Source organism: Dactylosporangium sp. NPDC049140 (assembly GCF_040648435.1).
Genome location: NZ_JBEZDS010000005.1, coordinates 115,607 through 139,640, shown reverse-complemented (window position 1 = coordinate 139,640; position 24,034 = coordinate 115,607). Strand labels below are relative to the sequence as shown.

Annotated in this window: 21 protein-coding genes and 2 pseudogenes; 9 read left to right on the top strand and 14 right to left on the bottom strand. The window is 72.4% G+C overall.

Annotation, left to right across the window (positions count from 1 at the left end; translation table 11 throughout):
- Positions 1-22: 22 nt before the first annotated feature.
- Positions 23-4,069, top strand: a complete 4,047-nt coding sequence (locus AB0B76_RS11205) for a hypothetical protein (protein ID WP_360373086.1) — start codon at positions 23-25, stop codon at positions 4,067-4,069.
- 6 nt (positions 4,070-4,075) lie between these two features.
- On the opposite strand, the gene AB0B76_RS11200 is transcribed toward AB0B76_RS11205, so the two are convergent.
- Together AB0B76_RS11200 and AB0B76_RS11195 are read right to left on the bottom strand one after the other, a co-directional pair.
- Complete coding sequence (locus AB0B76_RS11200) at positions 4,076-4,975, bottom strand: sporulation protein (protein ID WP_360373083.1); 900 nt, start codon at positions 4,973-4,975, stop codon at positions 4,076-4,078.
- 14 nt (positions 4,976-4,989) lie between these two features.
- A complete protein-coding gene (locus AB0B76_RS11195) occupies positions 4,990-5,844 on the bottom strand; it encodes an aminoglycoside phosphotransferase family protein (protein ID WP_360373080.1) in 855 nt (284 codons plus the stop codon).
- Positions 5,845-5,893: 49 nt separating this feature from the next.
- Here AB0B76_RS11195 and AB0B76_RS11190 point away from each other — a divergent pair, with 49 nt between their 5' ends.
- Complete coding sequence (locus tag AB0B76_RS11190) at positions 5,894-6,613, top strand: histidine phosphatase family protein (RefSeq protein WP_360373077.1); 720 nt, start codon at positions 5,894-5,896, stop codon at positions 6,611-6,613.
- Between the two features lie 166 nt (positions 6,614-6,779).
- Positions 6,780-7,253 (top strand): hypothetical protein, encoded by a 474-nt coding sequence (locus AB0B76_RS11185; RefSeq protein WP_360373074.1) that lies wholly within the window; start codon positions 6,780-6,782, stop codon positions 7,251-7,253.
- A gap of 36 nt (positions 7,254-7,289) precedes the next feature.
- Here AB0B76_RS11185 and AB0B76_RS11180 read toward each other — a convergent pair whose 3' ends face one another.
- From AB0B76_RS11180 to AB0B76_RS11165, 4 genes and pseudogenes are all read right to left on the bottom strand, one after another.
- On the bottom strand, positions 7,290-8,153 hold the full coding sequence (locus AB0B76_RS11180) for an SMI1/KNR4 family protein (protein WP_360373071.1): 864 nt from the start codon (positions 8,151-8,153) through the stop codon (positions 7,290-7,292).
- A 104-nt stretch (positions 8,154-8,257) separates the two neighbouring features.
- A pseudogene (locus AB0B76_RS11175) lies at positions 8,258-8,554 on the bottom strand (DUF4062 domain-containing protein); the annotation flags it as partial.
- Between the two features lie 25 nt (positions 8,555-8,579).
- On the bottom strand, positions 8,580-9,233 hold the full coding sequence (locus AB0B76_RS11170) for a hypothetical protein (protein WP_360373068.1): 654 nt from the start codon (positions 9,231-9,233) through the stop codon (positions 8,580-8,582).
- A complete protein-coding gene (locus tag AB0B76_RS11165) occupies positions 9,155-9,736 on the bottom strand; it encodes a hypothetical protein (protein ID WP_360373658.1) in 582 nt (193 codons plus the stop codon). The genes AB0B76_RS11170 and AB0B76_RS11165 overlap by 79 nt, the downstream gene beginning before the upstream one ends.
- Here AB0B76_RS11165 and AB0B76_RS11160 point away from each other — a divergent pair.
- Positions 9,671-10,039: an MTH938/NDUFAF3 family protein gene (locus AB0B76_RS11160; RefSeq protein ID WP_360373065.1), complete on the top strand. Its 369-nt coding sequence runs from the start codon at positions 9,671-9,673 to the stop codon at positions 10,037-10,039. The two genes, AB0B76_RS11165 and AB0B76_RS11160, sit on opposite strands and share 66 nt — an antisense overlap.
- Before the next feature lie 262 nt (positions 10,040-10,301).
- On the opposite strand, the gene AB0B76_RS11155 is transcribed toward AB0B76_RS11160, so the two are convergent.
- On the bottom strand, positions 10,302-10,487 hold the full coding sequence (locus AB0B76_RS11155) for a hypothetical protein (protein ID WP_360373062.1): 186 nt from the start codon (positions 10,485-10,487) through the stop codon (positions 10,302-10,304).
- 166 nt (positions 10,488-10,653) lie between these two features.
- Here AB0B76_RS11155 and AB0B76_RS11150 point away from each other — a divergent pair.
- The 3 genes and pseudogenes from AB0B76_RS11150 to AB0B76_RS11140 all read left to right on the top strand — a co-directional run.
- Positions 10,654-11,037 (top strand): annotated as a pseudogene (locus AB0B76_RS11150) (EAL domain-containing protein); the annotation flags it as partial.
- A gap of 136 nt (positions 11,038-11,173) precedes the next feature.
- Positions 11,174-12,559, top strand: coding sequence for a lectin (locus AB0B76_RS11145; RefSeq protein ID WP_360373059.1), 1,386 nt, complete (start codon positions 11,174-11,176; stop codon positions 12,557-12,559).
- A 9-nt stretch (positions 12,560-12,568) separates the two neighbouring features.
- On the top strand, positions 12,569-13,339 hold the full coding sequence (locus AB0B76_RS11140; RefSeq protein ID WP_360373056.1) for an SDR family NAD(P)-dependent oxidoreductase: 771 nt from the start codon (positions 12,569-12,571) through the stop codon (positions 13,337-13,339).
- A 57-nt stretch (positions 13,340-13,396) separates the two neighbouring features.
- On the opposite strand, the gene AB0B76_RS11135 is transcribed toward AB0B76_RS11140, so the two are convergent.
- The 7 genes from AB0B76_RS11135 to AB0B76_RS11105 form a co-directional block, all read right to left on the bottom strand.
- A complete protein-coding gene (locus tag AB0B76_RS11135) occupies positions 13,397-14,068 on the bottom strand; it encodes a TVP38/TMEM64 family protein (protein WP_360373053.1) in 672 nt (223 codons plus the stop codon).
- A 7-nt stretch (positions 14,069-14,075) separates the two neighbouring features.
- On the bottom strand, positions 14,076-15,137 hold the full coding sequence (locus AB0B76_RS11130) for a LacI family DNA-binding transcriptional regulator (protein ID WP_360373050.1): 1,062 nt from the start codon (positions 15,135-15,137) through the stop codon (positions 14,076-14,078).
- Between the two features lie 56 nt (positions 15,138-15,193).
- Complete coding sequence (locus tag AB0B76_RS11125; RefSeq protein WP_360373047.1) at positions 15,194-16,207, bottom strand: LacI family DNA-binding transcriptional regulator; 1,014 nt, start codon at positions 16,205-16,207, stop codon at positions 15,194-15,196.
- Between the two features lie 16 nt (positions 16,208-16,223).
- Positions 16,224-17,054: a carbohydrate ABC transporter permease gene (locus AB0B76_RS11120; protein ID WP_360373044.1), complete on the bottom strand. Its 831-nt coding sequence runs from the start codon at positions 17,052-17,054 to the stop codon at positions 16,224-16,226.
- Positions 17,051-17,971: a sugar ABC transporter permease gene (locus tag AB0B76_RS11115; protein WP_360373041.1), complete on the bottom strand. Its 921-nt coding sequence runs from the start codon at positions 17,969-17,971 to the stop codon at positions 17,051-17,053. The genes AB0B76_RS11120 and AB0B76_RS11115 overlap by 4 nt, the downstream gene beginning before the upstream one ends.
- A gap of 59 nt (positions 17,972-18,030) precedes the next feature.
- Positions 18,031-19,341 carry an extracellular solute-binding protein gene (locus AB0B76_RS11110; RefSeq protein WP_360373038.1) on the bottom strand — a complete coding sequence of 437 codons (1,311 nt, stop codon included), beginning with the start codon at positions 19,339-19,341 and terminating at the stop codon, positions 18,031-18,033.
- Positions 19,342-19,544: 203 nt separating this feature from the next.
- On the bottom strand, positions 19,545-20,567 hold the full coding sequence (locus AB0B76_RS11105) for a LacI family DNA-binding transcriptional regulator (protein ID WP_360373035.1): 1,023 nt from the start codon (positions 20,565-20,567) through the stop codon (positions 19,545-19,547).
- Between the two features lie 129 nt (positions 20,568-20,696).
- Here AB0B76_RS11105 and AB0B76_RS11100 point away from each other — a divergent pair, with 129 nt between their 5' ends.
- Positions 20,697-23,048, top strand: coding sequence for a glycoside hydrolase family 2 protein (locus tag AB0B76_RS11100; RefSeq protein ID WP_360373032.1), 2,352 nt, complete (start codon positions 20,697-20,699; stop codon positions 23,046-23,048).
- Between the two features lie 78 nt (positions 23,049-23,126).
- Positions 23,127-24,026 carry an ROK family protein gene (locus tag AB0B76_RS11095; RefSeq protein ID WP_360373029.1) on the top strand — a complete coding sequence of 300 codons (900 nt, stop codon included), beginning with the start codon at positions 23,127-23,129 and terminating at the stop codon, positions 24,024-24,026.
- The last annotated feature ends 8 nt before the right edge of the window (positions 24,027-24,034 follow it).

Sequence of the window (24,034 nt, the reverse complement as noted above, 5' to 3'; positions counted from 1 at the left end):
CCCGCCGCCGGGCGTGCTGGTCGTGTCCTTCTTCATCACGGGCCGCTTCGCCGGCCAGGCGGACCGCGTCGCCTTCACCGACGTGGTCGTCGAGCAGCTGGCCGAGCTGCTGAACACCCCGCTGCCGGCCATGTTCACCGACGCGACCCGCGAGGCGCACCTCCTGCGCCTGCTGTCCCGCGCGGCGGCGCACTGCCGGGAGCGGGGCCAGAGCCTGGTCCTGGTGGTGGACGGCCTGGACGAGGACCGGGGCGTCACGGTAGGACCGTCGGCGCACAGCATCGCCGCCCTGCTCCCGCCGGCCCCGGTCCCGGGCCTGCGCATCATCGTGGCGGGCCGGCCCGACCCGCGCATCCCGCACGACGTCCCGGACGAGCACCCGCTGCACGACCCGTCGACGGTCCGGGCGCTGGCCACCTCGCCGCACGCCCAGGTCGTACGCCAGGACGCCGAGCGCGAGCTGCGCCACCTGCTGCACGGCAGCGCGACCGAGCTGGACCTGCTGGGCCTGCTGACCGCCTCGGGCGGCGGCCTGGCGGGCGCGGATCTGGCCGAGCTGACCGGCCTGGAACCGTGGCGCGTGGACGAGCACCTGGGCGCGGTCTCGGCCCGCACCTTCACCCGGCGGGCCGACGCGTACGTCCTGGCCCATGAGGAGCTGGAGGCCCAGGCGACCGCCGCGCTGGCGAGCCGCCTCCCCGCGTACCGGGACCGCATCCACGCGTGGGCGGAGACGTACCGGGCCCGCGGCTGGCCCGACGGCACGCCCGGGTACCTGCTCCGCGGCTACTTCCAGCTCCTGCACGGCGCGGACGACGAGCCGCGGATGCTCGCGTGCGCGCTCGACCGTGCCCGCCACAAGCGCCTGCTGACGGCGACGGGCGCCGACTTCGCGGCGCTGTCCGAGATCGTCGCGACCGCTCGGTACCACTTCGACCACCGCGACCGGCCCGAGTTGGTGACGCTGGCCCGGCTGGCGGTGCGCCGCGACGAGCTGCATCAGCGCAACCAGAACACCCCAGTCGATCTGCCCGCCGTGTGGGCGGCAATGGGCTGCCCCGATCGCGCCGAGGCGATGGCCCGCTCGATGACCGACCCGCGGCGTCGCTCCCAGGCCATGACCGCGGTCGCCGCGGCGTTGCTCAAGCTCGGTGACAACGAACGGGCGCGGCTCCTGGCGGACGACGCGGCCGCCGTCACCGACCCGGAGTCCGATTTCAAGCAGTTCACGCGCACGCAGAGGGCCATCGTCGCCGCCGCGCTGCAGGCCGGCGACCTGTCGTCGGCGGAGTCCGTCGCGCGCGGGATGGTTGACCGGTTCGCGCAGGTCAATGGGCTTGTGGCAGTGGCCGACGCCCTGGCCGGACGGCTCGACCTGGCAACGGCCCGAGCGATCGCGTTCGAGGCCGACACGGCTGCCCGTGCGATCGGCGAACCGTTTCAGCAGGCGATGGCCCTGGCCGCGATTTCCGCCGTGCTGGTGCGGGTCGACGAACACGATCGGGCCCGCCGCACACTTGCCGGAGCGGAGCCAGTCCTGGAGTTGATAGTCGAGCCAGAATCGGCCATGAAGGCTCTTGCCGCGACCGCCGAGGCGTTCATCCGAACCGGGCAGCTGCGACGGGCGATGGCGATCGCCGGCGCACACGTCGAGCTGCGCCGCCGGACCTTGGCGCTCACCGCACTGGCCGCCGCGGCCCTGCGGACGGGCGAGGCCGAACGGGCGTGCGCGCTCGCGCTCAGGGCGGAAGTGGCGGCCCGGAGTCTCGATGATCCTCGGGCCCGCGCCAGGGCTCTGACCGGGACGGCGGCCGTGCTGCTCCAGGCCGGAAACGTCGGTCCGGCCCGCATGCTGCTGGACGAGGCCAAGGCCGCGGCCCGGGCGGTTGCCGGGGTCTACCCCCGGGCCGAGGCGCTGACGGCGGTCGCGTCGCTGCTTGCGCGGGCCGGAGACATGGACCGTGCCCGGGCGGTTGCCGCCGAGGCGGAGGCCGCCGCCGGATCGATCACGAGTACACCCGTCAGGGCGCTGGCGTTGACCGGAGCGGCGATCGCACACGTGGCCGCGGATGCCTTGGAGCGAGCCGAGCACGTCGTGCGCGACATCGTCGATCCGCACCGCCGGGCGGCCGCGATGTGCGAGGTGGCCGCTGCCCTCGTACGCGCCGGTGAGCTGCGGCGAGCCGAGGCGCTGGCGCTGGCGGCCGAGGCGGCCGCCCGGCTGATTGTCGACGAGAGCCGTACGGATTCGGCTCGCGCGCTGCTGGCGGGCGCGCTGGTCCGGGTTGGCGCGGCCGGCCGCGGCGAGGCGGTGGCGGGCGCGATCACCGATCCCGGACGCAACGGCGAGGCCGTCGCGGAGATGGTCGCGGCGCTGTCCGAGGCGGGAAGGTTCGACGAGGCGGACAGGGCGATTCGGTTGATCAGATCCGACCAGGGCCGGTCGTCGGCCGTGGCGCGCACGGTGCCGCACCTGATCCGTGCCGGTGAGCTCGATCGCGCGTATGCGGCAGTCCTTCTAGTCGCGCAGCCGGACTGGCGATACGACCCGCGCTTGGCCTTGTCGACGGCGTTGATCGAAGCCGGCCGCGTCCGGGAGGCGGCAAACCTGTTCACGGAGTTCGACCACGCAGCCATGGACGACGCCGTGCAGGCGCCCATGGTTTCCGCGCTCGTCCGAGCCGGCGAGTTCGCGTGGGCCGAAGGCATCGTGCGCACGGCGCAGACTCCGTATCGGGAGCGTCCTGGCCTGGCCGCACTGATCTCCGCTCTCGTCGATGCGGGTGAGGCGGCTCGCGCCGAGGACTTCGTACGGCATCTGCAAGTCGCGACCCGGCCGGCTTGTACGGTACTGCTTGAGGCACTGCTCGGGGCGGGAGACCTCGAGCGGTCGGTCCGGTTCGCCCGTTCAGGTCCGGTTCCCTTCCCGGCGGGCTCCGCCGCCGTCATGCGGGCCCTCGTCCGGTCCGGCTCCGGCCGCGCGGCGAAGGCGCTCGCCGCCGATGCCTGGGACTGGTTCGGCCGCGGCGCCGCGGCGCCGGCCGACCCGGCTTCGGCCATCGACATCGCGTGTATCCAGGTGTACGCCGGCCGCCCGGACCGGGCGGAGACGGTCGCCCGGTCGGTGGAGGGGACCGCCGAGTGGGGGCCGCTGTTCGATGCCCTCATCGAGGCCGGTGATCTCGACCGCGCGGAGGCGCTGGCCGGCTCGCCGTTCGGCGAGCAACGGTGGGGGCGACTCGTGGTGGCGCTGGCCGATGGCGGTCACGCCGACCGCGCCACGGCGGTGGCGCGTGCGCTGCACGACCCGCGGCTCCACTCGGCGGCCCTGCGCCGGGTCGCGCTGTCCCTTGTCGACGGCGGCGACCACCGGAAGGCGATCGGCATCGCCGCCGGACTCGGCGATCCGCTGGACCGGGCCGTGGTACTCGCGGCAATCACGGCCGTCTCGGTCCGGGCCGGCCGGTTCGACGAGGCCACGCCGACGGCAGCCCAAGCCCGCGACGCGATGCGCGGCGCCGGATCCCGGCCCCAGGCGATCGTCGCCGCCGCGGTCGCCGCCGCGCTCGCGGGTCGCCGCATCGCATCGGCCGACGTCCTCGACGGCGTTCGGGGCCGTGAGGGCCCCCAGGAGGAGGCGCTCGAGCGGATGGTCGCAGTGCTCCTCGAAATCGGGGAGATCGGCCAGGCGGAGGCGGCGGCGCGTTGCCTGCCGTACGAGGAGCGTCGGGCCGGTTCGCTGGCCCGGGTGGTCGATGCGCTCCTCGCCGCGGGTGACACCGCGCAGGCCGAGGTGGTGGCCCGTGACATCGTCGCGGTTACGTCGCGGGCGGCGGCCCTGACCCGGGTGGCGGCCGCGTATCTGCGAGCCGGCGATGCCGCCCGGGCGGAGACGCTGCTGCGGCTCGACGGCGTGACGCGCCAGTGGGGCCCGGCGCTCGAGCGGGAGCGGTATGCACCGCTCACCGCGCTGGCGCTGCTGGTCGGGGGCTGGTCGACGGCCGTCGGGGCGCTCGTGGCCGTCGACCCCGATGCGGTGCTGGCGATCGCGGACGAGCTCGGCTTCTGACCCCGGCTACTCGAAGTCGCCGAAGTCGCCACCGTCGTCGTCGAAGACCTCGTCGATGACCTCGCCCGCGACCAGGCCGCCCACGATGCCCGCCGCGCCCGCCGCCACCACCGTGCCCATGCCCATCCCGCGCCGCCCGTGGGGGTCGTGGCCGTGGCCGTGGCCGTAGGCGGGGGCGGCGAAGTGGCGGTCGGTCGCCTCGCGGAGCCAGCCGTCGACCGTCGCGGTCCAGTTGGTGGCGCCGGCCGCGGCGTGGGTGATGCCGAAGCGGCTGTAGGCGTCGCGGCCGCCGCGCCTGTCCAGCGCCAGGAGCACCTCCACGCCGTCCGGGTCGGCGACGAAGGTCAGCTCGACCTCGTTGACGCGGCCCGCGTACCGCTCCGGCGGCCAGAACTCGATCTCCTGATAAATCGGGCGGCGCTGCGGCACGCCGTGGAGGTGGCCGTGCTCCACCTCGGCGTGTTTGAAGCGGAAGCCGAGCTCGGCGAAGGCGTCGAGGATCGCCTGCTGGGCCGGGAGCGGCGTGATCGACACCGGGTCGAGGTCGCCCTTGTCGCGGGCGCCCGCGATCTCCAGTTCGGTGCGTACGCCCATCACCATGCCGCGCAGGGGGCGGTCGTACACGCTCGTGATCGGGGTCTCCCACGGCACCGCCAGGCGGAACGGGATCGACTCGGTGGTGCCGGCGCGGACGGTGAAGTGGTCGGCGACCGACTCGCGGTGCAGGTCGAGGGCGCCGGTGGCCAGCGCGAGCACGACGTGCTCGATGCGGGCGTCGGCGTCGCCGCCCTGGATGTGCACGTGGCCGTCGAGGAAGCCGCCGGGACGGGCGGTGGGGGTGTCGAGCACCGTGTCGACGCTCGGGCCGCCGACCCCGAGGGCGGCGAGCATCTTCTTGAACACCATGGCACCCGACACTATCACGTGGCGCTGTACAGTCTCCGTGAAAGCCACTCCGCCGACGCCCGTCCGAGCGCTGTCGCCGTGCCGCCCACCGCCGGGTTCGTGGCCCGCAGCGCCAGCGCCAGCAGGAAGCCGGCGTGCGCGGCGAGGAACGCGTCGACCGTGCGGGGCGGCAGGTCGCGGGTCAGCGGGTTCGCCGCGCACAACGCGGCGGCGTCCGGGGCGCCGGCCATCAGCATGAGCGCGTCGCAGTAGCGCGGGCCCACCCACGCGTGCGCCCAGTCCACGATGTACACGCGTGACGGCGACACCAGCGCGTTGAACAGGTACAGGTCGCCGTGCAGGAGCGTGTCGCCGTCCCGGGCGGCCGCGGACTCCAGCGCCACCAGGTCGTCGAGGTGCTCGGCGGCCCACGGCGACACCCGCGCCAGATCCGCCGCGGCCAGCCCCGCGAACCCGCCCAGCCGCGGCGGAGTCGCCGGGCGCACCGGGGCCGGCGTCAGCGCGGAGGCCATGACGGTCACGGTGTCGAGGACCCGCGGCCGGTCCGCCGGCGAGGGCAGCACCGCCGCCACGAACTCGAAGACCAGCACGGCCCAGGGGCCGTCGTCAAAAGCGAACAGCAGAGGCGGCGACGGTACCGACACAGGCAGCCGCGCCGCGACGACCGCCTCGCGCCGGTGGAAGTCGCGCACCGCCGGGTCGGCCGCCGCCTTCACGAACACGTCCCGCCCGTCGGCGAGCCGCAGCCGGGCCGCGGCGCCCTCCGAGTGCCCGCCGCTCACATCGACCGCGCCGGCCACCCGGCCGCCGAGACGCGCCTCCACACCCGCCCGCACCGGCCCCGGCACGGCGGACCACGAGATCCCCATGCGCAGGACAGTAGCTTTCAAGTGGACCATCGGTGGGTACGCACCCCGCATGGCGGAACTGGGCTGGCTGGGTGTGGTGCGGCACGGGCAGAGCGTCGGCAACGTGCGGGCGGAGGCGGCCGAGCGCGGCGGGCTCGAGGTCATCGACCTCGCCGAGCGCGACGCCGACGTGCCGCTGACCGACCTCGGCCGCGAGCAGGCCGCCGCCGTCGGCCGGTGGATTCGCGCGCTGCCCCCGCCCGAGGCGCCCGAGTTCGCCGTCGTCTCGCCCTACCTGCGCACCCGGGAGACGGCGGCGGTGGCGCTGGCCGGGACCGGGATCCCCGTGCGGTACGACGAGCGCCTCCGCGACCGCGAGCTCGGCGTACTCGACCTGCTCACGAACCGGGGCGTGGCCGTGCGCCTGCCGCTGGAGGCGGCCCGGCGACAGCGCCTCGGCAAGCTGTACTACCGGCCGCCGGGCGGCGAATCCTGGTCCGACGTGCTGTTGCGCCTGCGCAGCCTGATGCGCGACGTGCGCGCGGACCACCCGGGCGGGCGGGTCCTGCTCGTCGGGCACGAGGCGATCGTGCTGCTGCTGCGGTACCTCCTCGAAAGCCTCGACGAGGAGACGCTCCTGGGGCTGTCCCGCGCGACCGCCATGGCCAACTGCTCGGTGAGCAGCTGGACCGGCGCCGGCGGGGTGCTGCGCCCCGAGCTGTTCAACGAGGTCGGCCACCTGCGCGAGGCGGCCGCGACGACGCAGGAGGCCGTCGGTGCCGACGACTGAGATCATCACGCCCCGGGTGCTGCGGGAGTGGCCGCTGCCCGAGCCCACCGGCGACAAGCACAGCCGCGGGACCGTCCTCAAGGCATCCGCATATGCCGCGGAGGGGGCACACGATCAAGCCGGGTTACAGGTGCGTCGGCGCCGTCGCCGCTGCGACCATGCAGCTATGGAACCCCGACACATTCGACCTGCGGTCGAACGCAGGCTCGGCCTTCTCAGGGTGTACGAATCCCGGGCCGCTGCTACGACGACCCAACGCCTTCGGACCCTGGCAAGAGACCCGATCCGGGCAGTGCGGCTGTGGACCGCCCGAAACCCGAACACTCCACCCGACGCCCTCGCAACATTGCTGCAGGATGAGGACCACAGCGTGCAATGGAACGCTCTACTCCATCCTCGAACCCCGCCTGAAGCGCTAGAACTCCTGGCCCGCCAGGAAACGGAAGAGGCCAAAGCCTCCCGGCGCCCAGGGTTGACGGTCAACCGAGAGTACGTTGCCCATCATCCGAACACTCCGCCGCGACTACGTGATGAGCTGATCGCTGCCGGCGTCTGCCGTGCGTGTCCCGACCACCCCTGCACAACCTTTCGAGTCTTCATGAGAGCGGCCGACCGTTCGTCCAGCGTCCAGGACGGCTGATCAGCGACATCCTCTTCTGCCGCTGGTCGCTGAGAGCTATTGATCATCGGGCCATACCGGTTCGAGTCTTCCCTGTGCGTCGTAGAACAGGTATGGCCGAAGGTCCGCGGACTGCTCGAGCACGTGGTGGAGTGCGTACGGTCGGCCACCCTGTACGGCAAGGATCGGCTGGCTGGCCAGCAATTCGCGAAGTGCACCGATCGGCCATGTGACGGCGAGCAGCTTCCTGAGACGGCTCAGGGTCGCGACGGAGTCGGGCGGTACATGGTCGACGTAGATGTCGGCGGTCTCGGGCAGGTCAGGGAACCCGGCCGACGGGGCGTGGCAGTCGCAGTCAGCGAGATCCTCGATGTTGGTTCGCCCTCGGCATGCCTGCGCCAAGCCGTCGGCGACGGGCCAGCACTCCGGCGGGTAGCACTCGTCGTGGCCGGCCCAGCCGAGGTTGCCTGCGTGTGCGGCGACCACCGGGTACTCGCCGTCGGCGTCGGCGGGCTCGCGCATGTCGAACAGGTAGAACACGCCGCCGCCGTTGAACGCGAACGGCAGCGCCGCGGGCATGTACTCCGGAACGTGGTAGGCCAGCATCATCGCCCGTACTCCGCTTGGGCCATCGATCGGGAACAGCTGCAGCCACCGCTCACCATTGCCGAAGTCACCGCCGCCTGACCACGCCAGCAGGGCAAGGTAACCGGGTGGCAGCGGCCGTTCGGGCAGCTGCCACCGGCTCGGGTCGATCGGCCGGTACGAGGCGCGCCCCGGGCCGTCGGGCGGCACCAGGTTGCGCTGCTGCGCGGCGACGTCGGCGATCTCCTGCTCGGTGGGCGGCTGACGCACCTCGGCCACGAAGCTGGCAAGCTGCCGCTGCGTAACTCCCGGCCGAAGATCCCGATACTCGAACACCGACGACCAATCCACAGCGCCGGATCATCCCGCATGATCGTCACGCGCGCCCACCTCGAGGCGCGAATTCGATGGGCCGCTCGAACCGGCGTCCACTCGCGGGGAGGGTGCGGCCGCGCCCCGGACTCGAACATCACCGGCGTGAGCCTGAGCGTCGAGATGGCGCGAGAGACGGCCTGTCGCTCATCAGCCAGCTCACCCAGCGTAGAACTCACGAACACCCGGAGGTGCTGGTCAGGAGTCCGGATGATGCTGTCACCCCGCGGCCTTTCGCTCACCGAATCGCCCCCCGGTGAGCCCACCGTCCAAGTCTGGAACGGATCGGTGCCAGCGACACCGGCCCGGCAGGATCGACCGTCGTGTCCCGCGCCCACCACCACCGGCTCATAGCGAGCAGACATGCCAGCCCTTCCCCCATCAGAGTTGTTACCGCGCAGCGAGCAGGCCGCGTAGCCGTTCGAGGGGGCCACGGCGGAGCAAGTGGGCCGCGACGATGTGACCCGACGCGCCGGACAGTCCGGGTCCGGGGTGGGTCGCGGCCCCTATGTGCCAGAGCCGCTCGACCGGTGTCTGGTGGCCCGGGCGGGGCGGTATCGGCCGCCAGAGCAGGAACTGGTCCAGGGTGCAGGCGCCGGAGTACGGGTCGCCGTGCACCAGATTGGGGTTCTCCCGCTCCAGGTCGGCGGGGCTGAGCACCGCGCGGGCCAGCATCGCCCGGTCGAGGTTGGTCACCTGCTCGCCGAGCTGGGCGAACACCCGGTCGGCGTAGGCCTCGGTCAGCTGCGGCGTCCACCTGCCGTCGCCTACATCGATCTCACCGGCGGCGTCGGCGCTCGGCCGGTACGGGGTCTCCAGCAGCTGGATCCACAGCACCGCGGCGCCGTCGGGCGCCCGGGACGGATCGAGCACGGTGGGCTGTCCTGCCGCGATCGACGGCCGAGCGGGCAACATGTCGCGGCCCGCCTCGCCGACGGCCTTGCGCACCCCGTCCAGGCCCGGCGTCACATGTACCAGGGGCACGCTGTCGAGCCGGCTGTCGCGCCAGCGCAGCGGTTCGCGCAGCGCCGCGTGGATCTGCATGTCGCCCCGAACGCGAGCTTGGACTGAGCGCCGAACTCGTCCATCTCCCGCCGCCACACCGCGCCGTCACCGTCGGCGTACTGGTCCAGCTCGGCGGTCAGGGCATCCTCGTCGGTGCTCAGAACAGCGGCCGCCCCGCCGGTCATCGCGACGCCGGTCGGGGTGGCGGTGTTGCGGTAGGTAAGACCACGCCGGTCCAGGTCGTCCTTGAGTCCCGGGTACGCCGGCCCGCCGACGAACAGCGGATGCCAGCAGGAGAAGACCTCGTGCCGGTACCCTGGCGCGGTGAGTTCGGCGGTCCGGATCGCACCGCCTTCAACCGCGAGTTGGGGTTCCCCGATGACGAGATGCCGCGCGGGCCGACGAAATGGACCATCGTCGGCATAGGCTGGCCGCAGGGCGATGAGCGTCCAGCTGTTGGGCCCTGGAGGTGAACGATGAAACCTCACATCGATGGGACGAGATTTGGTTCGATCACGGTCGACGGAACAGTCTTCAACCACGACGTCATCATTCGGCCCGACGGTCGGGTGAAGAAGCGCAAGAAGAAGCTCTCCAGAGCCGTCTACGGCACGTCACACACGATCTCGCGGCAAGAAGCGAGATACGTGTACAAGCAGGCGGCCGGCGCGGACCGTTTGATCGTGGGCAGCGGGCAGGACGGCAACGTAACGCTCTCGCCTGAGGCAGCGGCCTATCTGAAACGAAAGAATTGCCGCGTGAGGCTGGTGCCGACGCCAAAAGTGACCAACGTTTGGAACCGGATGAAGGGCACGGCGGTCGGCTTGTTCCACGTAACCTGTTGATCCAGCCGAGGCTTGACTCGGTGACCCGAACCACGGCCCTGCCCTGGCCGAAAATGTTGGGGGTGTCGGCGCATCCACGGCGAACTGGCCGGCCTAGGCTACCGGATCACGCCGAGCATGATCTGGGCGAGGCACTTTGCATTTGGCGATCGGGAGACACGGTTCAGCCGGGTGCATCCGGTTTCAGACGGTCCGCACCCACCATTTCAATGATCGCGTTCATGTTCGACACGCAGGTGATCGTGAGGCTTCTCAAGCTGAGTTACCGGGCGCTGCGCCGCTGACGTGTCCGGCGGATCGGGTACCGGGCGACGTGGTCGCCGGACAGGCCGTTGACGCCGCCGCCCGGCCCGGTGGACGCTCCGATCAGGTACAGGTGCCGGACCGGGGTCTTGTAGCGGGACATGCCGGGGAACGGCCGGAATGCGAAGTTCTGCCGCAGGTGCATCGAGCCGGCGATGGACCTGGATCCACAGCACGTGCTTGCCGGGCGGCGACCGAGTCGGGTCCACGACGGACGTCTGGGCGCAGACCAGCATCGGGTCGCGTGGCAGTAGGCCGTTGAGCGCGGCGGTGTACGTGCGGGCCAGGTCCTCGACGTACGGTCCGATGTGGACGTAGGCACCGCGGTGCTGCTGGCCGAGATGGCCCGCGTCGGCCTGCGGCGGCTGGTGCTGGCCAGCTCGATGGTGGTCTACGGCGAGGGGGCGTACGCCTGCCCGGTGCACGGCGCGGTCCGGCCGGCCTCGCGTGCGCTGGACGACCTGGCGGCCGGCCGGTTCGAGCCGAGGTGCCCGCGCTGCGCCGTGCCGCTGGTCCCGGCGTTGGTCGACGAGGATGCGGCGCCGGAGCCGCGCAGCGTGAAGATCGACCGCTCGTTCCTGCCGCACAGCCGCGACGACGTGGCCGGGCAGACCGCGCTGGTGCGGGCGATCGTCGACCTGGCGCACAGCCTGAACCTGCTGACGGTCGCTGAGGGCGTGGAGACGGTCGGCTGACTCACTCGCTTCAGACCTTATTGACAGCCGTAGCTCTCCGGTTCTAGTGTCGGGGCACTTACTCGGTTCAGTAAAGGTACTGAACTGATGGAGCCGGGCGCCGCCTCGCCCGGCCCTTCATCGGAGGGAGTTCCCCGTGCGCAAGGCTCTCGCCGCGGCGGCGATCCTGCTCGCCGCGCTCATCGCCAACCCCGCACCCGCCCAGGCGTTCCCCGCATCGACGCGGGCCGCGCTCGTCAGCTACCTGTCGGGCATCTCCGGGCAGTACACGATCACCGGCCAGCACAACCGCGAACCCAACTCGGACCCGACCAAGTGGACGCGGGTGGCCCAGGGCATCACCGGGCAGACGCCCGGCCTGTGGGGCGGCGACTTCCTGTTCGCCTCCTCCGACGTCAACGCGCGCCAGACGATGGTCAGCGAGGCCATCCGGCAGTGGCAGGGCGGCTCGATCGTCGCCCTGACCTGGCACATGTGCCCGCCGACGGTCGGCTCGACCTGCGGTTGGGACAGCAGCGGCGTGCTCAGCCACCTCTCCGACACCCAGTGGAGCCAGCTCATCACCGACGGCTCCGCGCTCAACACCGCGTTCAAGAACCGGCTCAACGAGGCCGTGCCGTACCTGCGGCAGCTGCAGAGCGCCGGCGTGCCGGTGCTGTTCCGCCCGATCCACGAGATGAACGAGGGATGGTCGTGGTGGGGCGGCCGGCCGGGCGCCAACGGCAGCCGCCGGCTGTTCCAGATCGTGCACGACTACTACACCGCGCAGGGCCTGTCCAACCTCGTGTGGGTGTGGAACGTCAAGGACGTCAACATGGGCTCGATCGGCGACTACTGGCCGGGAGCGTCCTATGTGGACGTCGCCTCGCTCGACATCTGGGTGAAGCTCGCCCCGAGCGCCTCGGACTACCAGGCGATGCTCAACGTGGCCGGCGGCAAGCCGATCGCGCTGGCCGAGGTCGGGCAGGTGCCGAGCGTGGCGCTGCTCAACGCCCAGCCCCGCTGGACGTACTTCATGGTCTGGGCCGAGTACCTGCAGGACCCGGCGTACAACACGAACGCGAACGTGCAGAGCACGTACTTCAGCAGCCGGGCCCTGGTGCGCGGGGAGTTCACGGTCCCCGGCTCCACATCCCCCGGCGGCGGATCCGGTCCCGTGAAGGGCCTCGGCGGCAAGTGCCTGGACGTGGCCGCGTCGGGCACCGCGAACGGGACGAAGATCCAGCTGTACACCTGCAACGGCACCGGGGCCCAGAGCTGGACGGCCGGCTCCGACGGCACGCTGCGGGCCCTGGGCAAGTGCCTCGACGTGGCCGGGGGCACGAACGCGGACGGCACCAAGGTGCAGCTGTGGGACTGCAACGGCAACGGCCACCAGCAGTGGTCGCGCTCCGGGTCGGCGCTCGTGAACCCGGAGACCGGCAAATGCCTGGACGTGACCGGGCAGAGCAGCGCCGACGGCACCCAGATCCAGATCTGGTCGTGCACCGGCGCAGCGAACCAGAGCTGGACGCTGACCTAGTCTGGGGTGGTGACCGACTTCCCGCAGTTCGACATCCCGGGCCGCGCCGCCCTCGTGACGGGGGCGGCGCGTGGCCTGGGCCGGGCCATCGCGCTCACGCTCGCCAACGCGGGCGCCGACGTGGCCATCGGCCTGCGCGACCTCAGCGCCGACGCCGGGCTGGCCGCCGAGATCGAGGCGCTCGGCCGGCGGGTGCTGCCGCTGCAGATGGACGTCACCGACCCGGGCCAGGTCCGCGCGGCCGTCGACGCCGTGGCCGAGCGCTTCGGCCGGCTCGACATCCTCGTCAACAACGCCGGCATCGCGCCCGAGAACCGGGCCGAGGACGTCACCGAGGCGGACTTCGACGCCACCCTCGGGGTGAACCTCAAGGGCACGTTCTTCGCCAGCCAGGCCGCGGGCCGGGTGATGATCCGCCAGGGCTACGGCCGGATCGTGAACGTCGGCTCGCAGGCCGGGGCGGTCGCGCTGCCGGGCGAGTCGGTGTACTGCATGACGAAGGCCGCGATCGCGCACCTCACCCGCTGCCTGGCGGTCGAGTGGGGCCCGCACGGCATCACGGTCAACGCGGTCGCCCCGACGTTCGTGCACACGCCGGGCACCGCGGAGTACCTCGCCGACCCCGCCCACCGCGCGGACGTCGTCGAACGCATCGCGGCCCTGCACCGCATCGGCGAGCCGATGGAGGTCGCGGGGGCCGTGCTGTTCCTCGTCTCCCCGGCCGCTTCCCTCATCACCGGCGAGGTCATGCTCATCGACGGCGGCTGGACCGCCCGCTGAGCGAGGCCGCGTGGTCCAAGCACCACAGCAACGACCGTGGGCCACATGCGCGTGACCCTACTGCGACGGGGCCTGGGCCTCCGACGGCTTCGGGTGGCGGCGGCGGTACCGCCCGGCGACGACGCCGCCCACGGTGAGGACCAGCAGCGTGGCGAGCGCGGCCCACATCGGCCAGGCGCCGGGGTGCCAGCCGTAGGCGCCGACGGTGACGTAGGCCGTGGTCGCGGGGAGGATGCCCACCGCCGTGCCCAGGGTGAAGTCGCGCTGCCGCACCGAGGTGAGGCCGGCCACGTAGTTCACCGCGGTGAACGGGACGATCGGGATCAGCCGGGCCACGACGACCGTGCGCAGGCCGCGGCCGGCCAGGGCGGCGTCGAGGCGGTCGAGGCGGCCCCGGGTGAGCCAGTGCACGGTGTCGCGGCCGAGCAGCCGGCCGAGGTGGAACGCGGCCACGGCGCCGAGCATCGCGCCGGCCACGACGACCACGACGCCGGCCGCGAGGCCGAACAGCGCGCCGGCGGCCAGGGTGAAGACCGTCTTCGGCAGCGGGGAGAGCGACACCAGGGCGTACAGGCCGCCGAAGGCCACCGGGGCCCACCAGCCGAGCGCGTCGACGCTGCTGCGCAGTTGCTGGGCGTCGGGCACTCCGACCAGGAGCGCGGCGGCCACGAGCAGCGCCACGAGAGCCACAAGGCCGGCGCCGCGCAGGAGCCCGGCGCGAACGGTCATGATCCCATCATGCCGCGGGAGGCCGGGGCCCGCCTTCCGGGAGCGCCGAGCGGCTCATGATTTGGGCGGGGCCGGTGCTGTCGCGCACGACCAGGGTCGCGTTGCCGTAGCGCACGCTGCGTGGCGGGCGGCCGTCCAGCAGCTCGAACAGCAGCCGGGCGGTGCGCATGCCGTAGTCGGTGATGTTGCGCTGCAGCACCGTCAGGGCCGGGTGCACGAGCTGGCACAGCGGGGAGTCCTCCCAGGCCAGGATCGACACCGCGCCGGGCACGGCGACGTGCATCTCGGCGGCCACGCCGAGCCCGGCCAGGGCCATGAGGTCGTTGTCGTACACGATGGCGCTCGGGCGGTCGCGGCCGCTCAGGATGCGCCGGGTCGCGGTCGCCGCGGCCTCGCCGGTGTAGTCGGCGGCCACGGTCAGCACCGCGTCCGCGCCGAACGCGGTGGCCAGGGCGGCCGTGCGGGCCGCGGTGTGCGCGAGGTCGGGCGGGCCGCTCACCCGGGCGATGCGGCGGTGGCCCAGCGCCGAGAGCAGCCCGGCGATCTTGGCCGCGCCCGCCTGCTCGTCAGTCGACAGGTTGGCCAGGCCCGGCAGCTCCCCGGCGCCGCCGGCCACGACCGCCGGCAGGGTCAGCTCGCGCACGGCGTCGAGGCGGGGGTCGCCGGTGCGCAGGTCGCAGAGGATGACGCCGTCGACGCGGCGCTCGGCGTGCCAGCGGCGGTAGAGGGCGATCTCCTCGTCGGTGTGCTCGACGAACTGCAGGGCCAGGCCGTAGCCGCGCGCGTACAGCTCCATCTGCAGCCCGGCGATGAACTGCCGGCGGAAGACCTCGCTGCGCAGGGCCGCGGACGTGCGCCGCAGGGCCAGGCCGACCACGTCGGCGGCCGCGCCGTGCAGGGCGACGGCGGCGCGGTGCGCGGTGAAGCCGAGCTCCTGGGCGACCTCGCGGACCCGTTCGCGCAGGTCGTCGGAGACGCCGGGGCGGCCGTTGAGCGCGTAGGAGACGGCGACGCGGGACACGCCGACGCGCCGCGCGATGTCGCTCATCGTCGGTCGCCGCCCCGCCATGGGACGAAGCGTAACCGGTTCAGTTCGGAAGCGGCGCCACGCCGCCGGGGGCCGGTTCAGGTCGGGGGCGGCGCGATGCTGTCCCGCAGCAGGAGCCGGGCCGTGGCGTCCTGGAAGTCCTCGAGCCGGCCGCCGAGCAGTATCCGGGCGGTGTTCGCCCCGTAGGCATGGATGTCCCGGGCCAGGGCGCTCACGGCCGGGTAGGCCATCTCGCACAGCTGGGAGTCGTCGCCGGCCAGGACCGAGAGCCGGCCGGGAACGTCGACGCCCAGCTTGCGGGCCACGTGCAGGCCGGCGGTGGCCATGATGTCGTTGTCGAACATGATCGCCGTCGGCGGCTCGGCGGCGGTCAGCAGGCGCTCGGTGGCCCAGGCGCCGGCCTCCCATGTGTAGTCGGTGTCGACCACCTCGGCCGTGGTCAGGGCGTGGCGGCGGCCCGCCTCCCGGAACGCCGCGGTGCGGATGCGGGTGTGGGCGAGGGAGACGAGGCCGCCGACCCGGGCGATGCGCCGGTGCCCGATGCCGGCCAGGTAGCCGACGGCCTCGGTGAGCGCGGCCGCGTCGTCGCTCCACACCGCGGGGACGGTCGAGCCCTCCGGCCGTACCGACGGATGACCCACCAGAATGCCGGGCAGCCCGAGCTTGTCCAGGGCCGCGACCCGGACGTCGTCGGTCCACAGGTCGGTGAGGATCGTCGCGTCGATGCGCCGCGCGGCCCACAGCCCGCGCAGCGCCTCGATCGCCCGCTCGTGGTCGCCGACGACCTGCAGCACCAGGGCGGTGCCGGTCGCCGACAGCTCGGTCTCGAGGCCCGCGATGAACTTCATGTAGAACGGCTCGACGCCCAGCGTGGCCGCGTCGCGGGCGATGACGAGCCCGATCGCCTCGGCCCGGGCCGCGGAGAGGTTGCGGGCGGCCGCGCTGGGCTGCCAGCCCATCTCGGCGGCGATGGCCATGATGCGCTCGCGGGTGCGCGCGGACACGCCGGGCCGGTCGTTCAGGGCGAACGAGACGGCGCCGATGGAGACGCCGGCGGCCTCGGCGATGTCGCTGATGGTGGGGCGTTTCACGGGGTTCCTTGCGTGGTCATTTGGTGGCCCCGGACGTGAAGCCGTTGTAAATGAACCGCTGGAGCAGCAGGAACAGAATAAGGGTGGGCAGGATGACGAGGATCGCCCCGGCCGAGATCGTCTCCCAGTGGGCGCCGAACGGGCCCTTGAAGCGGAACAGCGACGTGGAGATGGTGCCCAGGTCCTCCGAGGGCATGTACAGGAACGGGATGTAGAAGTCGTTGTACACGAAGATGCCCTTGATGATGACGACCGTGGCGATCGCGGGCTTGAGCAGCGGCAGGATGACCGACCGGTAGATCTTGAACGTCGAGGCGCCGTCGAGCCGGGCCGCCTCGTCGAGCGAGACCGGGATGCCGCGCATGAACTGCAGGAAGATGTAGATGGCAACGATGTCGGTCCCCATGTACAGCAGGATCGGCGCCCACCGCGAGTCGAACAGCCCCAGCGTGTCGATCACCCGGAACGTCGCCACCTGGGTGGTGACCCCGGGCACGAGGGTGGCGACGAGGAACGCCCCGACGACCAGCCGCTTGAACCGGAACTGGAAGCGGTCCAGCGCGTAGGCCGCGAGCGTGCCCGCGACGACCGTGCCGGCCACGGACACGAGCAGGATGACCGCGGTGTTCGCGAACCCGGTCAGCATCCGGCCGTTGGTGAACGCCGTGACGTAGTTGTGCAGGTTCAGCCAGTCGTGCGGCAGGTCGAGGGTGTCGCCCGAGCTCATCTCGGCCGGCGTCTTGAGCGAGGTCAGGAACACGGTGACCAGCGGCAGGAGGACCACCACGGAGGCGATCACGAGGGAGGTGTACCGCAGGAAGGCGCCGGCGGCGTCGCGCACGCTCACGTCAGGTCGGTCCTCTCGTCGGGCACGAGGCGCCGCTGCAGCCACGTGACCAGCAGGACGATGATCAGCAGCACGACGGCCGCGGCCGAGGCGAGCCCCGTCTTGTTGAACTGGAAGGCGAGCTTGATGGTCTGGATCACGAACGTCTTGCTCTCGCCCGCGCCGCCGGTCATCACGAACGGGATCTCGAACACCGACAGCGACCCGGACACGGCGAGGATGACGCTCAGGCCGATGATCGGGCGGATGCCGGGCGCGACGATGTGCCGGAAGATCTGCCAGCGGCTCGCCCCGTCGAGCCCGGCGGCCTCGTACAGCTCGCCCGGTATCGCCTGGATCGCGCCGAGGAACAGCACGAACGTGAGCCCGGTGAACCGCCACACCGAGACCCCGGACAGCGACACGTTCACGAGGTCCGGGTCGCCGAGCCAGAGCTTGTCCGGGTGCGCGCCGACGAGCGCCAGCACCGAGTCGAGGGTGCCGTGCGGGCGGAAGAAGTACAGGAAGACGAACGACACGGCGACGCCGTTGATGAGGTACGGGAAGAACAGGATGCCCTTGAACAGGTTCCGCAGCCGCAGGTTGAAGCTGAGGATGAACGCGAAGTACAGCGCCAGGACGATCTGCACCGCGGCGGCGGCCAGGTAGTAGAGGCTGACGAAGAACACCTGGAACAGTTCCGGGCGGGTGAACAGCTCCGCGTAGTTGCCGGCCCCGACGAACGCGGGGTCGTCGCTCAGGCCGTCCCAGTCCGTGAAGCTGTACCCGACCATGCTGGCGACGGGCACGTAGGTGAACACGACCAGCAGGGCGAGCGCCGGCAGCAGGTAGATCCACGGCGTGAGCAGGCGTTTCAGGCGCGTCCGGGGTGCGGCGGGGGCGCTCGCGAGCGGCGCTTGGGTGACGGTGTCGAGCATCTGGATCCTCTCCGGGGGTTGCGGGCCGGCGCCCGGTCGGGGGGCGCCGGCCCGCCGGGTCAGCCGACGGTCTTCGCGGCCTCGGTCCAGCGCTTGGTCAGGTCGGCGAAGATGCCCTTGAGGTCGCCGGGGGCGGCGCCGCGCGCGGTGTCGACGATCTTCTGCCGGTAGTCGGGCTTGCTGATGCCGACCTCGGAGGCGTTGTCGATCTTCGTCAGCTTCGCCGACTCGGCCTGGGACAGCTCGATGAACTGCACGCCGGCCGCGGTGAACGGCTGCAGCGCCGGCGGCATGGGGGCGCCCTTGACCGCGGAGACGGCCTGGTTGACCGCGGCCGCGTCGGACTTGTCGATGAACCAGTCGAACCAGGCGCGGGCGGCCGCCTTGTTCTTCGAGTGGCTGTTGATCGCGTACTGGTAGTCCGGCGCCACGACCGAGCAGAACCTGCCGCCGACCTGCTTCGGGAACGGCATGTAGCCGATGCTGGCGGGGTCCTTGCCGGCCTTCTTCGCCGCGTCCTGCATCTGCACGATGGCCCACGAGCCGAGCCACATCGTGGCGACCTTGCCGGTGGCGATCGCGCCCTTCGAGTCCTCCCAGTTGGTGGTGGTCGGGTCGGCCTCGGACAGCTTGTTCTTGACGATGTCGTACAGCAGCGTGTCGCCGGTGTTCAGGTCGCTGCCGGCCGCCCACGGGTCGGTGCCGGGCAGCTTGTCGTTGGCCTTCGGGTCGCAGGTGACCGAGCCGACGACGCTGGACCAGGAGCTCAGCGGCCAGCCGTCGTGGTAGTTGGTGTAGTACGGCGTGGCGCTCGTCTTCGACTTGATCGACTGCAGGTCGGCGACGAACTCCTCGGGCGTGGCCGGCCACTGCGTGACGCCCGCCTGCTTCCAGACGTCCTTGTTGTAGACGAAGCCGTTGACGTACGCGAAGCCGGCCACCCCGTACACCTTGTCGCCGACCTTGGCCTTGTCGGTGAAGCTGTACTTGTTCGCCAGGTCGGCCGCGCCGCCCAGGCTCGCGAAGTACTTCGGGTAGTCGTCGGTCGACACCGTGTTCGGGATGAGCAGGACGTCGCCGTAGTTCTCGGTGTTCATCCGGATCTTGACTTCGCCCTCGTAGTCGGTGACGCCCTCGAACTTGACGTTCACCTTCGGGTAGAGCTGCTTGAACTGGTCGGCGTACTTCTGCATGGTGCCGTCGGTGACCAGGTCGGTGCGGTTGGTCAGCACGGTGATGTCGCCGGAGACGGCGGAGGCGTCGGCGGGGGACAGGGCCTCGTCCGACGAACCGGACTTGCTCGAGCCGCCGCACGCGGCCGCCGCGAGGGCGGTGGCGGCGAGCACGGCGACGAACGTTCGTCTGAACATTGGTGCGCTCCATTCGGGCCTAAAGCGTTTTAGTGAAGCGGGACGCAGAATGGCACCGCGGTGCGGCGTCGGTAAAGGTCCTTGGCCGAACCGTTATATTCGGATATTTGGTACGTTTCGGGCAGGCCGAAAGACCCGCTGAGCTGCGGGTTCGGCGTGTTCTATGGGGGTGTGGTCAGGCGGGGTCGGTCAGGGCGGGTCGGTCAGGCGGGGTCGGACAGGCGGGCGGTGCTGCCGCGCGGGCTCAGGTGGGCCGGCGCGCCATGGGTGCTGGTCACCGGCTCGCCCGCGACGGCGGCCAGGAGCAGGTGGGCCGCGCGCACCCCGTAGGCGCCGATGTCCCTGGTCAGGGCGGTCAGCGGCGGGTGCAGCAGGCGGCAGACGGGCGAGTCGTCCCAGGCGATGATGGACAGCCGGGACGGGACGGGCACGCCCATCTCGTGGGCGACGGTCAGGCCCGCCACGGCCATGATGTCGTTGTCGTAGATGATCGCGGTCGGCCGGTCGGCCCCGCCGAGCAGGCGGCGCGTGGCCCGGGCGCCCGACTCGCCGGTGTAGTCGGCGGCGACGGTCACCGCGTCGGGCAGGCCCAGGCGCGCGCAGACCGCGGTGAACGCGTCGGTGCGGATCGCGGTGTGCGCGAACTCGGCGATGCCGCCGACCCGGGCGATGCGCCGGTGGCCCAGCGCCGCCAGGTACTCCACCGCCTCCACCATCGACTGCGCGTCGTCGGACCAGACGCTGGGCAGCGTGCCGCTCGCGTCCGGCGGGCCGATGACGATCGCGGGCAGGCCCAGCTCCTCCAGGGCCGCGATGCGCGGGTCGCCGGTGCGGACGTCGCACACGAGCACCCCGTCGACGCGGCCCTCGCTGTGCCAGCGGCGGTAATGGGCGAGCTCCTCGTCGCGGCCGGACGCCATCTGCAGCAGCAGCGCGTAGGACTGCCGGGACAACTCCAGCTCCAGGCCGCTGATGAGCTCCATGAAGAACGGCTCGACGCCCAGCGTGCTCGGCGGGCGCTGCAGGGTCAGGCCGACGACCCGGGCCTGGGCGCCGGCCAGGGCGCGCGCGTTGGTGTCGGCGTGGAAGTTCAGCCGGCCGGCCACCTCGAGGATGCGCTCCCGCGTGGCGGGGGAGACGCCCGGGCGGCCGTTGAGCGCGTAGGACACCGCGCCCTTCGACACCCCGGCCTCGCGGGCGATGTCGGCGATGGTCGGTCGCTTCACCTCGGCTCCTCGGGTCTTGCTCGGTTCAGGTGATGCTAAGCCCAAGTGGCCGCACATTGACAGCCCCTGACCCTCTGGCTACGTTGGGCGCGCTTACTCGGTTAACAACGCACGATACAGGGGCCGCCGATGTACCGCTCGCTGCACGAAGGCTGGACCGTCACCGCCCTCGGGGACGACGACACCCTCCGCGACGTGCCCGCCACGGTGCCGGGCTGCGTGCACACCGACCTGCTCGCCGCCGGCCTCATCGAGGACCCGTACCGGGACGACAACGAGGTCCGGCTCGGCTGGATCGGGCGGACGCACTGGCGGTACACCACCGAAGTCCAATGGCAGCCGGAGGGCTTCGACCGCGTCGACCTGGTCTGCGACGGCCTGGACACGATCGCCGCCGTCACCGTGAACGGGCACCGGGTCGGCGAGACGGCAAACATGCACCGCCGCTACCGCTTCGACGTCACCCCGCACCTGCGCCCGGGCCCGAACGAGCTCGTCGTCGACTTCACCGCCCCCTACGAGTACGCGGAGGCGCAGGCCGAGAAGCTCGGCGCGCGGCCGGGCCCGTACGACGAGCCCTACGCGTTCATCCGCAAGATGGCCTGCAACTTCGGCTGGGACTGGGGCCCGACCCTGGTCACCGCCGGCATCTGGCGCCCGATCGGCCTGCACTCCTGGTCCGGCACGCGCATCGCCGAGGTCCGCCCGCACAGCCGCCGCGACGGCGCCGACGTCGTCGTGGTCGTCGAGCACGCGGGCGCGGGCGCGGCCGTCGAGGTGAGCGCGGCCGTCGGCGGCGTGCGGGCCGAGGGCCGGATCGCCGCGGGCCGGACCGAGGCGACGCTGCGGGTCGACGTGCCCGACGCGCGGCTGTGGTGGCCGCGCGGGCACGGGGAGCAGTACCTGTACGACCTCAGCGTCACCGCCGCCGATGACGTCTGGACGGGCCGGGTCGGGCTGCGCGACGTCGAGCTGGACCCGGACGCGTTCCGGCTCGTCGTCAACGGCGAGCCGGTCTTCGTGCGCGGCTTCAACTGGATCCCCGACGACACCTTCCCGGCCCGCACCGGCCCGGCCCGGCTCTCCGAGCGCTTCGGCCAGGCCGTCGACGCCGGCGCGAACATGCTGCGGGTGTGGGGCGGCGGGGTGTACGAGTCCGACGCCTTCTACGCCCGCGCCGACGAGCTCGGCCTGCTGATCTGGCAGGACTTCCCGTTCGCCTGCGCCGCCTACCCGGAGGAGGAGCCGTTCGCGGCCGAGGTCGAGGCCGAGGCCCGCGACAACATCGCCCGGCTCATGGGCCACCCGAGCCTGGTGCTGTGGTGCGGCAACAACGAGAACATCTGGGGCCACCAGCAGTGGGGCTGGGCCGGCGAGCTCGACGGCCGTAGCTGGGGCGCCGGCTTCTATTACGACCTGCTGCCGCGGCTCGTCGCCGAGCTCGACCCGGGCCGGCCGTACTGGCCCGGCACCCCGTACTCCGGCGACCCGGACCGCGACGTGCTCGACCCGGCGACCGGCACCATCCACATCTGGACCGTCTGGGGCGAGCGCGACTGGACCCACTACGCCGACTACACGCCCCGGTTCGTCGCCGAGTTCGGCTTCCAGGGCCCGCCCGCCTACGCCACCCTGCGCGCCGCGGTCTCCGACGACCCGCTCACCCCGGACTCGCCGGGCGTGCGCCACCACCAGAAGGCGGCCGACGGCGACGCGAAGCTGCTGTCCGGCCTGGGCGAGCACCTGCCGCGGCCGGAGACCTTCGACGACTGGCACTACTGGACGCAGCTCAACCAGGCCCGCGCGATGGCCTTCGGGGTCCGCCGCTTCCGGGCCCTCATGCCCTACTGCATGGGCACGGTCGTCTGGCAGCTCAACGACTGCTGGCCGGTGACGTCCTGGGCGGCCGTGGACGGCGGCGGCCGGCGCAAGCCGCTGTGGTACGCGCTGCGGCGCGCCTACGCCCCGCGCCTGCTCACCTTCCACGAGGACGGGGTCGCGGCCGTCAACGACACCGCCGAGCCGTGGACCGGCACGCTGACCCTGACCCTGCGCGACCTCGACGGCACGGTCATGTCCTCGTCGTCGCGTCCGGTGACCGTCGCGCCGCGCACGGTGACCCTGGTGCCGGCCGGGCTCGCCGGCGGGGCGGCGCAGCTGCTCGAGGCGACGTTCGACGGTGCGCGGGACGTGCGTTTCTTCGCCGAGGATCCGCGCGTTCCGTTCCCGCCGGCCGCGTTCGACGCGCAGGTGACCGACGTGCCGGGCGGACACGAGGTGCGCATCACCGCCCGCACGATGCTGCGTGATCTGGCACTGTTCCCGGATCGGTTGCACCCGTCGGCGACGGTGGACGACCAGCTGGTCACCCTGCTGCCGGGGGAGTCGGTGGTGTTCGCCGTCCGGGCCGAGGTCGCGCTGGATCCGGCCGCGCTGGTCGCCCACCCGGTGCTGCGCTGCGTCAACGAGGCCCGGTCGTGACGCGCGTGCTCGCCGTCGACGTGAACGAGGCCCGGTCGTGACGCGCGTGCTCGCCGTCGACGTGAACGAGGCCCGGTCGTGACGCGCGTGCTCGCCGTCGACGTCGGCGGTACCAAGTTCGCCGCGGCCGTCATCGACGCCGACGGGGCGATCCACGCCCGGGCCGAGGAGCCGATCGCGGGCGCCGACCCGGTCGACGTGCTGCGGCGGGTCGTCGCCGCGGCCGGGTCCTCCGGCGTCACCGCGGCCGCGATCGGGTCGGCCGGGCCCCTCGACCGGGAGCGCGGGACGGTCAGCCCGGTGAACATCCCCGCGTGGCGGGACTTCCCGCTCGTGTCCACTGTGGCCGGTTGGCTTCCGGGGGTACCACTGAGCCTCGCCGGCGACGCCCAGTGCATGGCGCTCGGGGAGTGGTGGCGCGGCGGGCGGCCCGGATCGCTGCTCGGCGTCGTGGTGTCCACCGGCATCGGCGGCGGCCTGGTGCTCGACGGCCGCCCGCACCTCGGCCCGACCGGCAATGCCGGGCACATCGGCCACATCACCGTCGACCCGCGCGGACCGGCGTGCCCGTGCGGCGCCGTCGGCTGCGTGGAGACCTTCTCCAGCGGCCCGGCGATGGCCCGCTGGGCCCGCGCCCAGGGCTGGTCCGGCCCCGACGCCCGGGCCCTGGCCGGCGACGCCCGGGCCGGGGACCCCGTCGCCGGGCGGGCGTTCGCGCGCGGCGCCGAGGCCCTCGCGACCGGGCTGCTCACCACGGCCGCGCTGTGCGACGTGGACCGGGTCGTCATCGGCGGCGGGGTGGCCGAGGCGGGCGAGGTGCTGTTCGGCCCGCTCCGCGCGGCGCTGGCGGCCCGCGGCGGCATGGCGTTCCTGCGCCGGCTGCGGGTCGAGCCGGCGGCCCTGGGCCGCGACGCCGGGCTGTTCGGGGCGGCCGCCCTGGCGCTGCAGACATCGATTGACTTAACCACCTTTAGCTGAATTACTCG